Source organism: Halomonas chromatireducens, assembly GCF_001545155.1.
Classification (GTDB): domain Bacteria; phylum Pseudomonadota; class Gammaproteobacteria; order Pseudomonadales; family Halomonadaceae; genus Halomonas; species Halomonas chromatireducens.
In genome coordinates this window covers 2,460,554-2,473,090 of record NZ_CP014226.1, presented here as the reverse complement: position 1 = coordinate 2,473,090, position 12,537 = coordinate 2,460,554, and the positions used below count along the sequence as shown (strand labels likewise).

The window sequence follows — 12,537 nt, the reverse complement described above, 5'->3', positions numbered from 1 at the left end:
CGTGGGTCTCCGCGGCAGGAATCGCTATATTTCCTATACTCCCAGTCAGTACATCAGCCGGGCCCTTGTGGCCCGGTTCCGCGTTTGTCCCGCGAAGAGTGAAAGGGGTGACCATGCTGCCACGCCATGGGGTGACGCCAGCCCTGATCTACGAGGCGCGCCGACGCATTGCCGGCCAGGTGGTACGCTCGCCGCTGATCCACTCGACGGCGCTCTCCGCGCGCTTCGATGCCGACATCTACCTGAAGCTGGAAACCTGCCAGCCGAGCGGTGCCTTCAAGCTGCGCGGCGCCACCAACATGATCGCGGCGCTGATCGAGCGCCACGGCCAGGATGGTCTGGCTGCGGGTGTGACCACGGCCTCCACCGGCAATCATGGCCGGGCAATGGCCCTTGCCGCGGCGCGGCTCGGCGTGCCGGCGACGATCTGCCTGTCGCACCTGGTGCCGGCCAACAAGGTGGCCGCCATCGAGACGCTGGGCGCCGAGGTTGTCCGGGTGGGCGAGAGCCAGGACGAGGCCTTCGGCGAGGTCGAGCGCCTGGTGCGCGAGCGTGGCATGACCCTGATCCCGCCCTTTGATGACCCGTTGATAGCAGCCGGGCAGGGCACCATCGGCCTGGAACTGATGGAGGATGCACCGGATCTCGACCGGGTGATCGTCGGGCTCTCCGGTGGCGGCCTGCTGGGCGGCATTGGTGCTGCGGTAAAGGCCATACGCCCCGGGACCCGGATCACCGGCGTCAGCCTGGCTCGCGGGGCGGCCATGTGGGAAAGCCTGCAGGCGGGTCGCCCTGTCGAGGTGGAAGAGGTCGAGAGCCTGGGCGACTCCCTGGGCGGCGGCATCGGTCTCGACAATCGCTGCACCCTGGCCCTGGTGGGCGAAGTCATGGATGACCACTACCAGGTCTCGGAGCCGGCCATCGCCCACGCCATGGTCGATATCCTCGAGCACGAGAAGCTGCTGGTGGAAGGAGCCGCCGCGGTCGGCCTGGCGGCCATGGCGGAGTATCGGATCGATGTGCAAGGACAGCGGGTAGCGCTGATCCTCTCCGGTAACGCGGTGTCGCTTGAAACCATTGACCGGGCAAGGAAGCTGACAGGCCGATAGGGTGGTGGATGGTTAACAATTGAATCGCCGCTCGCCAGCCCCCATGCTGAGGGGATCATGGCAACCGAAAGGCGCAGCAGATGACACAGGTACTGGCGTTCGACGTCTATGGCACCTTGATCGACACCCATGGCGTGGTCACCGAACTGGAAGCGAGACTGGGCGCCTCTGACATGGCGGAGCAGGCCGCGGAGTTCTCCCGCCGCTGGCGTGATAAGCAGCTGGAGTACAGCTTCCGCCGCAGCCTGATGGGGGCCTATGTGCCCTTTTCACAGTGTACGCTCGAGGCGCTCGAATTCACCGACCGGGCACTGCAGACCCGTCTCTCCGATGTCGACAAGGACCACCTGATGGCGGTCTACGGCCAGCTCCCCGCCTTCCCCGAAGTGCCCGAGGCGCTGACACGGCTGGTCGAGAGCGGCGTGCGCTGCGTGGCCTTTTCCAATGGCACGGGGGCGGACGTCTCCGGCCTGCTCGACAAGGCTGAGATACTCGATCGTTTCGAAGCCGTGATCAGCGTCGACGAGATCAAGCGCTTCAAGCCCGATCCGGCGGTCTACGCTCACCTGCGCAATCGCCTCGAAGTCGACCCAGGCGATACCTGGCTGATCTCCAGTAACCCCTTCGATGTGATCGGTGCGCGTCATGCCGGGCTGCATGCCGCCTGGGTGCGCCGCAGCCTTGACGCCCCCTTCGACCCCTGGGCCATCGAGCCTGACCTGACCGTGCCCGATCTCGATTCGCTGTGCGAACGGCTGGGCTGACGCGACGGCGGCTCCCTCAGCACTCTTTCAATACTCGTCCGGCACGCTTCCGCCACCCGCTCCATCTCGCTTCGACCACCATCGCCCAGAACACCGCCCGGGGCTCCCCCGGGCAGGAACCCTCCTCCAGCGCCATCGGCAAAAGGAATTTGCCGATGGCGCGTAAGGTTCGGCCCCCGATGTCGACAGAACCCCTACGCGAACAGCAGCCAGGCCAGAGGCCATGGTTCTCATAACAGAAGTTCTCATAACAATGGATTCACTATCCGATGATGGTTCAGGAGGTTGCCGGGATGACGGATCAAACGACTCCTTCACGTCGCTACTGGTTGGGTGGCAAGCGCGCCGCTGAGCAGGATCGGTTCTTTCGTGACGCGCTCGATCCGCTGGGGTGGGACGTCGGCGATGACGAGCAGTGGGATGCCGGCTGGTACACCGGGATGCCGGATCCCGCACAGTTCAAGAAGGTATCCCCCGAGCGCAAGCTCAACCACTACCCCGGCAACAATGCGCTCACGGTCAAGAGTCGCCTCCACGATACGCTCGTGGCGGTGAGGGATCGTGTCGCCCACTCCTTCGGTACGGCGGCCACCTCGCGGCTGGCGTTCTTCCCCCGGGTCTACTCCATGCCGGAGGACTATCATGACCTCCAGCAGACGGCATTGTCTCATCCCGAGAAACGCTGGATTCTGAAGCCCAAGAATGCCTCCAAGGGCAAGGGCATTCGTGTGCTGCGTGATGCGGCGGATACGCCACTGGAGGCCAATTGGATGGTCCAGGAGTATCTTGCCAATCCGCACACCATTCGTGGCCACAAGTATGTCCTGCGCCTCTACGTGCTGGTGGCCTCCATCCAGCCGCTGCGGCTGTACCTCTACCACCAGGGTTTTGCCAAGCTGGCATCGGAGCCCTACGACCCCAACGACATGGACAACCCGTTCAGTCAGCTGACCAATCCCGACATCAATGCGCTCAATACCTCGGCGGAGATTCCCGTCGAGTTCATCGATCTGCACCGCTATCGGCAGTGGCTGCGTGAGCAGGGCCATGACGATGAGCGTCTTTTTGCCCAGATCCACGACCTGGTGACACTGACCGTGATCGGCGCCACGGATGCCATACGCCGGCGCACGGCGCAGGTCGGTGCCGACCCGCAGGGGTGCTATGAGCTGCTGGGGCTTGACTGCATGGTGGATGATGCCCTGAAGCCCTGGATACTCGAATGCAACCTCAGCCCTTCGCTGGGTATCTGTGCCGAGCCAGAGAATGGCGGCCTCGTCGAGGCAGAGGTCAAGGGGGGGCTGGTGAAGGACATGGTCTCGCTGGTGGGGATCGACAACCCGGCCGTGGCGGCCAGGTCGGCGGAGGTGGCACGTAGGGGAGTGGCGGCCGAACTCGCCCGCGACGCACAGGACGAGGAGGCTCGCGCCGGCGGTTTTCTGCGCCTCTTCCCCAATGCCGAGCCGGAACGCTACCTGCCTTTCTTCACCCTGCCTAGCTTCGCCGACATGCATCTGGCCGATGGTCTCGCGGGGCAGCCTCTCCCGCGGCCGGTGCTGACGGCCTGGCAGGTGTCGGAGGTGCTCGATGAGGATCAGCTTGCCCTCTATGGCACGCACACCGGACGCTACTACCGCCTGAACGATAGCGCAGCCCTGATCTGGCTGCTGGCGACCGAGGGATTAGACCCGGACGCCATTGTCGATCAGCTGTCACGGGCCGGCGAGGCTTCAGGAGCCGACGCCGAGCAGCGGCCCGATCGACAGGAACTGCGCCGTCATGTCTGGGACTGTCTGTCGGAGTGGTGCCGCGAAGGGTTGCTCAGGCAGCGTGGCGCCCAGGACGATGGGGCGCCGGCCCCTATCGAGGCGGCCAGCGACGCGAGCGTGGCCCCGTCCTGCCAGCCCATGCGCCTGACTTGTGGCGGGAGGCAGTGGATTCTCCACACCGACAGCGCGCCGGCACTGTCGCGTCTCTCTGCGCTACTCTACACGCAGCTCACGCCGCTTCAGGAGGGTGACGATACTGCCCGGTCTCCCCGGCTGGAAGTGCTGCGAGACGCTCCCGGCTACACCCTGGCGGCCGAAGGGCGGGTGCTGGCCTCACGATTGACCCTGGCCGAATTGGGGCCCCAGGTGCTCGCCTATCTTGCTCGCCAGGCCCCTTCGAATGAACAACTTGTCATCGATGCCGGCCTGCTGACCACGCCTCAAGGCGATGCCGTGATCTGTCTCTTTCCCGATACCGGCGACGCCCATGTCATGCTACGACAGTTTGCCAGGACGTTCAGGGTGACGAGGGGACTGCGGCTGGATGCCCTCACCCTTTCCCATGGCGAGCCGCTGGGATTGCCCATCGCACTGGACGGCCGGAATGGCTATCTGGATGACAGTGAACCAGGGGGCTCGCTGCCTGAGAGTGTCCAGGTGCGTGGGGTGATCCTCATGCGTCATCACCCCGAGGCTCTCGATGGCGCTGACGCTGAGCTGACGGCTCTTGATGCCGCTGACGCTGAGCTGACGGCTCTCGATGCCCTGGGTGCCCTGTTGCCATCCACCTTCACGGTCGGCGGTAAGCCCTTGTCAGGTGCCACCGTCACTGCGATGTCGGAATGGTTGTCCCGGTGCGAGCGGCTCACTCTCCCTGTGGCCAGTGACAGCCAGGCAGACCGGCGGACGGCAGAGACGCAAGGAGAGCCAGCGGACGTGTCGCTGAGCGAATCCCTGGAACGGCGAGTAAGCGCGCTGCTGGGGCAACGTGCAGCCTCTGCAAGAGGAAAGACTGAGCAGGCAGAACTGCCGGGATGAGAACTGTTGGGACGGGCTTACTCCTGCTCATCCCGGGCGGCAGGCTCGAAGCGCTTGCCGGCCTCGTGCAGCACGTCGAACTGCCGATTGCACTGGCTGCAGGCGCCACACATCGCCAGGTGGAAGCGTAGCGAGAGCCGTTCCTGCCACGCCAGGGGGCGATCCAGGCGTTGCGACATCAGCTCGGTGGCGCGTCGGCACATGATCATGGCGTTTCCTCCGTCAGCCAGCCCTGTTCGATGCAGGCCCGCAGCCGCAGGCGGGCCCGGTGCAGGATGACCCAGCAGTTGTTCTCCTTGATGCCAAGCTCGCGGCAGATCTCCTCGGTCGATAGCCCCATCAGTTCACGCAGCGAGAAGACGCGTGCCACGTTGTCCGGCAGGGCGATCATGCAGGCATCGAACACCTGCCAGAATGTCTCGCTCTCGAAGGCTGCCTCCGGCTCCCCCCAACTGGTGGGGCGCGCCTCCTTGAGCCAACGGCCATTCCGGCGGAACTGACGGTCGATGGCCTCGTCATCGGCCTCATCTTCCAGCGGTTGCCAGGTGCCCTGGCGCTTCTGGACCCGCATGGTATCGAGAATCTTGAACTTGAGGATGCCGAAGACCCAGGTTTCATAGCCGGATCGTCCGGAAAAGCTATCCTGCTTCTCGATGGCGGCTTCGAGGGTGTCCTGGACCGCATCTTCGGCCTGGGAGTGATTGCGTAGATGCAGGCGCGCGAAGGAGAGCAGCCGAGGCCGAACGGCAGTCAGGCGCTGCATGCGGTCGTCTAGCGGCGGGGTGCTCACGGGGTGATCCTTTCGGGTTCTTGTTTGTCGTCAGCATGCAGGCCCTATCAGGGCAGGGCAAGCCCTCCACGTTGAACAAACGCAGAATGGCCGTCTCGCATTGCCCCGTCACGATGGCGGCCACGAGCGGCTCAATGGGTGAGTTCGATCACTTCTCCGCCGGCGGCCGCCGCGTCGTCTCTGTCGTGGGTAATCAGCAGGCTCGGCAGTCCGGCCTGGCGGAGCTGGGTAAAAACCAGTTGACGCATCTCCTGGCGCAGGTGGGTATCAAGCTTGGAGAAGGGCTCGTCAAGGAGCACGGCACAGGGCCGGGAGAGCAGCAGGCGCATCAGGGCCACTCGGGCCTTCTGGCCGCCGGAGAGGGTGGCCGGGTCGCGATCGCCGAAACCGGCCAGGCCGATCTGTTCCAGTGCCGTCTCGACTTGCCGGGGTTTGTCGCGGGTGGCGCGCGGCATGCCGAACCGCAGGTTGCCAGCGACCGACAGGTGGGGGAACAGCAGCGGATCCTGAAACAGCAGGCCGATGCCGCGCCGCTCTGCCGGCAGGTGGGTGATATCGCGACCGTCCAGGTGCGCGTGGCCGCAGGCCTCGAAGTCCCCTGCCAGGAAACCGGCGAGCCAGGCCAACAGGGTCGACTTTCCCGAACCGGAAGGCCCCATCACCGTGAGAATCTCACCGGGGCCGATATGGGCATCTAGCTCCAGCAGCACGGTGCCATCCAGGGCGATGCGCAGGCTGTCGATTTCGAGATGATGGTGCGTCATGGTGACCCTCGCATTCCACGGCGTTTGGCCCAGAGCAGCCGCGGCAAACCGACGGCGATGATGAAGCCCACCAGCGGCAGGCTGGCCTGGACCAGTGCCCAGACCCCGNTTCGGCTTGGCCACCGGCAGCCTGTCGCTGCCCCCCGCCGACAGCCTGCTGCTGCTGGTTCTGCTCTGCCTGGTTCTACTGCCGCAGGGTTTCACCCTGATTCAGCGCGGGCCGCTCTACCTGCCTGCCGCCGAAGTGGGCCTGCTGATGCTGCTGGAAGTGGTGGCGGGCACGCTTTGGGTGTGGTGGCTGCTCGCCGAGCGGCCCGCGCCGGTGGCGCTGGTCGGTGGCAGCCTGGTGCTGGGTACCCTGCTGGCCAAGGGGCTATACGAGCGACAGCTCGAGCGGCGGCTTCGTGCCCAAGGTGCAGCGCAGCATCCTTTCTGATAGACTTCGCCGCTCATGTCAGGGCCGTTATTGAGACCAAAGTAATAAAACGAAAGCCGAGGTGCGATCGAAGTCGACGCCCGGCCCGGCAATAAAAGAGCAAGGAACGATATCAACGTGCATACCCTCCTGACAGGGCTGCCCACGCCGCCCTAGCGCAATTCCCCCCCCGGTTTCCGGCTGTGGGCCGTTCCTTTCGGCACACTGCCCGCGACGCCACGGGCGCCCTGCGCCCAATCTGCACGACCCGAAATGCGACGACCCCTTATGCACTGCACCGAACCGGTGTGGCCTTGGCGTGGCGTTCGAGACAAGACCCTGGCGCCTGACGGCACGACTATAACCATCGACTGGGCAATAGCATGTACGAATCCATCAAGCAGACTTGGTTCTCCAATATCAAGGGCGATACCCTCGCCGGTATCGTCGTCGCATTGGCGTTGATTCCCGAGGCCATCGCCTTCTCGATCATCGCCGGTGTCGACCCCAAGGTCGGCCTCTACGCCTCCTTCTGTATCGCCGTTGTCATCGCCTTCACCGGCGGCCGGCCGGGCATGATCTCTGCCGCCACCGGTGCCATGGCGCTGCTGATGGTGACCCTGGTGCGCGACCATGGCCTCGAGTACCTGCTGGCGGCCACGCTGCTCACCGGTGTGCTGCAGATCGTCGCGGGTTATCTCAAGCTGGCCGAGCTGATGCGCTTCGTGTCGCGCTCGGTTGTCACGGGCTTCGTCAACGCCCTGGCGATACTGATCTTCATGGCGCAGCTGCCGGAGCTGACCAATGTCACCTGGCACGTCTACGTCATGACCCTGGCCGGGCTCGGCATCATCTATCTCTTTCCCTATGTGCCGAAGATCGGCAAGTCGATTCCCTCGCCGCTGGTGTGCATCGTGGTGCTGACCGGGGTCTACCTGCTTTCCGGCATGGAGATCCGCACCGTGGGTGACATGGGCGAGCTGCCCGATACCCTGCCGATGTTCCTGTGGCCCGACGTGCCGCTGAACTTCGAGACCCTGATGATCATCCTGCCCTATTCGGCGATGCTGACCGTGGTGGGTCTGCTGGAGTCGATGATGACCGCCACTATCGTCGATGACCTGACCGATACCACCAGCGACAAGAACCGCGAATGCAAGGGCCAGGGCATCGCCAACATCGGCTCCGGCCTGCTCGGCGGCATGGCGGGCTGTGCGATGATCGGCCAGTCGGTGATCAACATCAAGTCAGGCGGCCGTACCCGTCTTTCAACCCTGATTGCCGGTGTGGTGCTGCTGATGATGGTGGTGTTCCTTTCCGACTGGGTGTCGCTGATTCCCATGGCGGCGCTGGTGGCGGTGATGATCATGGTCTCCATCGGTACCTTCAGCTGGGCCTCGATCCGAGACCTCAAGCAGCATCCGATGAGCACCAACATCGTCATGCTGGCCACCGTCGTCGTCACGGTATTGACCCATAACCTGGCGATCGGGGTCTTCGTCGGCGTGCTGCTCGCCGCCATGAACTTCGCCAACAAGGTCGGCAACATCCTCTACATCGGCTCCGACGAGGCTGACGATGGTAGCCGCCGGGTCTACAAGGTGGTAGGGCAGGTATTCTTCGCCTCCTCCGAGCGCTTCGGTAACGCCTTCGACTTCAAGGAAACCGTGCAGAAGGTCACCATCGATCTTTCCCGCGCGCACTTCTGGGACATCACCGCCGTGCAGACGCTGGATCGTGTGGTGATCAAGTTCCGCCGTGAAGGTACCGAGGTGGAGCTCATTGGACTCAACGAGGCGAGTGCCACCATCGTCGACCGCTACGCCGTGCATGACGACCCGGCTGCCGTCGAAAAATTGATGGGCGGACATTGAGCCGGTCTTCGGGCGGCCGTGCTGTGACGTGGTGGCCCGATGGTGGTAGAACGTATGTAACGGCAGGCACGCGAAAAGCCTGCCAACCCACGCCAGCTTGGGAAACGACAAGATGACAGATCAGGTAATGGCCGCCATCGACGGCTCGCAGTTCTCCGAGGGGGTGTGTGACTACGCCGCCTGGGCCAGCCTGGCGCTTGAAGCGCCGCTGACCTTCTTGCACGTGGTGGATAATCACCCCCAGACCGCCGAGGTGGATCTGTCCGGTAATATCGGGCTGGGTTCCCGCGAACACCTGCTCGAAGAGCTATCTCAGTTGGATGAGCGTCGCGCCAAAGTCGCCCAGGAGCAGGGTCGGCTGATGCTAAATGCGGCAAAGGAGCGAGCCCTTGAGGCTGGCGTGACAGAACCCATGACGCGCCAGCGCAACGGCACCCTGGTCGAGACCCTGGTTGAGCTTGAGAACGAGATTCGCCTGCTTGTGGTAGGCAAGCGTGGTGAGACCGCGCATCAAGCCAGTGAGCACCTGGGTTCCAACCTGGAGCGGGTGGTGCGTACCCTGCACCGCCCCATCCTGATGGTACCGGACGGCTTCAAGAAGCCAGAACAGGTAATGATCGCCTTCGACGGCAGCAAGACCACCCGCAAGGGGGTGGAAATGATCGCCAAGAGTCCTCTGTTCCAGGGCACTCCCTGCCATGTGGTGATTGTCGGCGCCGAGACCGGTGACAACCGCTCCCAGCTCGACTGGGCACTGAAGACGCTGCGCGATGCCGGTCACCAGGCCGAAGGGGCGATTCGTGCCGGCGAGGTGGAGGAGACCCTGCGCACCTATAAACAGGAGCATGCCATCGACATGCTGGTGATGGGCGCCTACGGCCACTCGCGTATCCGCCACCTGCTGGTGGGCAGTACCACCACGGCGATGCTGCGACGGGCCAGCGTGCCGGTACTGCTGCTGCGCTGAACCGCTAGCCAAGCGATCCTTTTCACACAACGCCGGCCATGGGCCGGCGTTAATGTGTTAAGCATAAGGCGTCAGACAGCCCGTGTGGCCTGGCTAGCCAACACGCCCTGGGCCAGCCACCACCCACCGACCAGAAACGCCAGCATGCCGGCGAGAATCGACGTGAAATCGGCGCCCAGGTCCAGTGCGAAGCCGAGCACAGCGGGTGCCAGGCCGGTAGCAAATACCATGCAGGCACTCAGCGTTGCCCGAACGGTACCCAGGTGTTCGGCTCCCCAGATCCGCACCAGCAGGCTGGTGGCGATAGACTCCTGCGAGCCAATGGCAAGCCCGCCGCCGACCATCAGCGCCCACACCCCGAGGTGCCCACCGAATATGATCGCAATGAGCAGCGCCACGGCGAAGGGCAGTAGATAGAGCCTGGCCAGGCGAACCGGACCCAGCCTGTCGACCCAGCGGCCGCCGAGCAGGGCGCCGGGCAGCTTGGCCAGCCCCATGCCCGCGAGTGCCAGGGCATAGACTCCAAGGCTGCTGCCTAGCTCGTGTGTCATGACCGCCTGGTAGATGAAGATGCCGGTCATGGTGACCGGCAGTGTCATCAACAGAGGCAACAGCTTCCAGAAGGTAGGGTCGCGAAAGGGTCGGGGTCCACGGCTGGGCTGGCCGGCCACCGGACGTTGGCCCGGCGCCTTCGGCCAGGGGCCGCGAAGCAGCAGAGGTACCCAGAGCCCGGCCAGCACCAGCGCGAAGAGCCACCATAATTCCCGCCAGCCCAGGAAGACCAGCAGTGCCGCCATCAATGGGGGCAGCAGGGTTTCCCCGAGCATCATGCCCATGCCCACCAGTCCCAGGGCGCGACCACGCAGCGTGGTGAATTCCCGCCCGGCCAGGGTGTTGCCGAGGTGGGTCATCATACCCTGGCCGCAAAGTCGGACCAGGCCGAGCCCCAGCACGCCCAGGCCCCACCAGGGCGACAGGGTGAGCAGCAACACGCCGCTGGCCAGGGTAACCAGCACGATCACGGCGAAGCGCCGCGGTGAGACCCAGTCGATACTGGGACCCAGACGCAACATGGCGAAGCCGGCGACCAGGGTCACCAAGGCATAAGCGGTGCCGAACTGGCCCGCTGTAAGCTCCAATTGCTGGCTGATCGGTACCTGGAACAGGCCGATGAAGAAGCTCTGGCCCAGGCTCGAGGTGAACATCGCCAGGAAGGATATGCCGAGCAGGCCGCGATGGTCTCTCAATAGAGTCCGGTAGCCCATGACGCTCTCCGTTAGTGCTGGCATGATGAGGTCAGCAGAACAAGCCGCCGCGTGTTGGCGGGGCGCCGTATGATAGCAGTTTGCCGTTCCTGCTTTTCTATCGACGTGGTCCGACGTGAAGGGAGGAGGCAAGCATGAATCATCCTGAACTCGATATATCAGCCGTCGTCGAGCGACTCGAGGCATTACGCGTGGCGCTGATCGAGGAAAGCCAATCGAGTAGCGGTGCTCGCGACACCGTAATGCTCGACCAGACCGCGGTCGGGCGGTTGACACGCATGGACGCCATGCAGAGTCAGGCCATGGCCAAGGCTGAGGAGGAGCGCCGACAGCTGGCTTTACGGCGCATAACCGGGGCATTGGCTCGAATCGAAAAAGGTGAATACGGCGAATGTATCGAATGTGGAGAGTGGATCAGCAAGAAGCGCCTGGATTGGGATCCATTGGTTCTTAAATGCATCGACTGTGCCGACTGATGCGGTAATATCTATGCTCTGTTTTCTTGATGGCAGTTGTTTGCGCTGCCTCAGCTCACTGGAGGTACCATGACCATCGTTCGCCATGACACCAAGGCTCGCATGAGCCGCGCCGTGATCCACAACGGCATCGCCTACCTCTGCGGTCAGGTCGCGGGGCCCGAGGCGCGCCAGGGGGATATCACCGCCCAGACCGAAAGCATGCTCGCCCGGGTCGATGAGCTCCTCAAGGAGATCAACTCCGACCGGGAGCACCTGCTGACGGCCACCATTTATCTAAAGGATGGCCACGATTTCGCTGCCATGAACGCGGTATGGGATGCCTGGGTGCCCACCGGTCACGCCCCCGCCCGCACCTGCGTCTGTGCTCCCCTGCCTGCCGAGGAGTTGAAGGTAGAGATCACCGTTACCGCCCTGGTCGTTACCGATAGCCCCTGAGCAACGTTTGATTAGCCGACCGGGTAGCGCGTTTCCAGCAGGCTGTCCTTTATCTTCTTCAGGTGTGGCAGGAAGTCTTCGCCGCGTCGCAGGGTGACACCGGTGGCCAGGACATCGATGAGGGTGAGTTGGATCATCCGCGATGTCATCGGCATGTAGACGTCGGTGTCCTCGGGCGTGGCGACCTCAAGTGTTTCGGTGCATTCCCTGGCCAGCGGCGAGCCGGGTGCGGTGATACCCAATACCACGGCGCCACTCTCTCGGGCCAGGCGGGCGATGTCTACCAGTTCGCGGGTGCGGCCGGTCCAGGAAATCACTACGACTACATCGCCGGTATGGCAGGCGGCGGCCACCATGCGCTGCATCAGCACGTCCACGTAGGACGTGACGGGCAGGTTGAAGCGAAAGAACTTGTGCTGGGCATCCTGTGCCACCGCTCCCGACGCGCCTAGGCCGAAGAAGTGGATCTGCTTGGCCTGGATCAGATAATCCACTACCCGCTCGATGCGTGCGGGGTCCAGTTCGCGGCTGGCTTCGTCCAGTGCGGCAATCGTGGCGCCAAATATCTTGCTCGTGTACTCAGTAGCGGCGTCGCCAGGCTCCACCGCCTGACTGACATAGGGCGTGCCCCCTGCCAGGCTCTGGGCTAGCTTGATCTTGAAGTCCGGGTAGCCCTTGGCATCGAAGCTGCGACAGAACCGATTGACGGTGGGTTCGCTGACCGAGGCCGCCTGCGCCAGGCTGGCGATACTCAAGCCGGTAGCCCGGGTCGGGTCCGCTAGAATGACGTCTGCGACCTTGCGCTCGGAGCGATTCAACTCTTCGAGGCGTTGGCGAATACGCTGGAGCAGGTCGTGATTTGCCATGA

General features: G+C 63.8%; 12 protein-coding genes. 7 read left to right on the top strand and 5 right to left on the bottom strand.

Going from position 1 to position 12,537, the window contains the following annotated elements; genetic code table 11:
* Nucleotides 1–113 precede the first annotated feature (113 nt).
* From eutB to LOKO_RS11495, 3 genes are all read left to right on the top strand, one after another.
* Nucleotides 114–1,109 carry a hydroxyectoine utilization dehydratase EutB gene (eutB, locus tag LOKO_RS11505; protein ID WP_066449247.1) on the top strand — a complete coding sequence of 332 codons (996 nt, stop codon included), beginning with the start codon at nt 114–116 and terminating at the stop codon, nt 1,107–1,109.
* Between the two features lie 80 nt (nt 1,110–1,189).
* A complete protein-coding gene (locus LOKO_RS11500) occupies nt 1,190–1,873 on the top strand; it encodes a haloacid dehalogenase type II (RefSeq protein ID WP_066449244.1) in 684 nt (227 codons plus the stop codon).
* Between the two features lie 293 nt (nt 1,874–2,166).
* On the top strand, nt 2,167–4,680 hold the full coding sequence (locus LOKO_RS11495; protein ID WP_158509942.1) for a PqqD family peptide modification chaperone: 2,514 nt from the start codon (nt 2,167–2,169) through the stop codon (nt 4,678–4,680).
* 17 nt (nt 4,681–4,697) lie between these two features.
* Here the strand turns inward: LOKO_RS11495 and LOKO_RS11490 are convergent, their stop codons facing one another.
* The 3 genes from LOKO_RS11490 to LOKO_RS11480 all read right to left on the bottom strand — a co-directional run bounded on the left by LOKO_RS11490 (nt 4,698) and on the right by LOKO_RS11480 (nt 6,234).
* Nucleotides 4,698–4,889 carry a zf-HC2 domain-containing protein gene (locus LOKO_RS11490; RefSeq protein WP_066449240.1) on the bottom strand — a complete coding sequence of 64 codons (192 nt, stop codon included), beginning with the start codon at nt 4,887–4,889 and terminating at the stop codon, nt 4,698–4,700.
* Nucleotides 4,886–5,470 (bottom strand): sigma-70 family RNA polymerase sigma factor, encoded by a 585-nt coding sequence (locus tag LOKO_RS11485; protein WP_235588847.1) that lies wholly within the window; start codon nt 5,468–5,470, stop codon nt 4,886–4,888. Before LOKO_RS11485 ends, LOKO_RS11490 begins: the two co-directional genes overlap by 4 nt.
* A gap of 131 nt (nt 5,471–5,601) precedes the next feature.
* Nucleotides 5,602–6,234, bottom strand: a complete 633-nt coding sequence (locus tag LOKO_RS11480) for an ATP-binding cassette domain-containing protein (protein ID WP_066449237.1) — start codon at nt 6,232–6,234, stop codon at nt 5,602–5,604.
* A gap of 798 nt (nt 6,235–7,032) precedes the next feature.
* Here LOKO_RS11480 and LOKO_RS11470 point away from each other — a divergent pair.
* The gene (locus LOKO_RS11470) at nt 7,033–8,523 is read left to right on the top strand and encodes a SulP family inorganic anion transporter (RefSeq protein ID WP_066449231.1); all 1,491 of its coding nucleotides are present in this window, start codon (nt 7,033–7,035) and stop codon (nt 8,521–8,523) included.
* A gap of 112 nt (nt 8,524–8,635) precedes the next feature.
* Nucleotides 8,636–9,490, top strand: coding sequence for a universal stress protein (locus tag LOKO_RS11465; RefSeq protein WP_066449224.1), 855 nt, complete (start codon nt 8,636–8,638; stop codon nt 9,488–9,490).
* Nucleotides 9,491–9,561: 71 nt separating this feature from the next.
* Here the strand turns inward: LOKO_RS11465 and LOKO_RS11460 are convergent, their stop codons facing one another.
* Entirely contained in the window at nt 9,562–10,779 is a 1,218-nt protein-coding gene (locus tag LOKO_RS11460) for an MFS transporter (protein ID WP_235588846.1), read from the bottom strand.
* 110 nt (nt 10,780–10,889) lie between these two features.
* On the opposite strand from LOKO_RS11460, the gene LOKO_RS11455 reads away from it, so the two are divergent.
* Both LOKO_RS11455 and LOKO_RS11450 read left to right on the top strand, forming a co-directional pair.
* Nucleotides 10,890–11,231: a TraR/DksA family transcriptional regulator gene (locus LOKO_RS11455; protein ID WP_066449218.1), complete on the top strand. Its 342-nt coding sequence runs from the start codon at nt 10,890–10,892 to the stop codon at nt 11,229–11,231.
* Between the two features lie 69 nt (nt 11,232–11,300).
* The gene (locus tag LOKO_RS11450; RefSeq protein ID WP_066449214.1) at nt 11,301–11,669 is read left to right on the top strand and encodes a RidA family protein; all 369 of its coding nucleotides are present in this window, start codon (nt 11,301–11,303) and stop codon (nt 11,667–11,669) included.
* 11 nt (nt 11,670–11,680) lie between these two features.
* Here LOKO_RS11450 and LOKO_RS11445 read toward each other — a convergent pair whose 3' ends face one another.
* Complete coding sequence (locus tag LOKO_RS11445; RefSeq protein ID WP_066449211.1) at nt 11,681–12,535, bottom strand: MurR/RpiR family transcriptional regulator; 855 nt, start codon at nt 12,533–12,535, stop codon at nt 11,681–11,683.
* Nucleotides 12,536–12,537 lie beyond the last annotated feature (2 nt).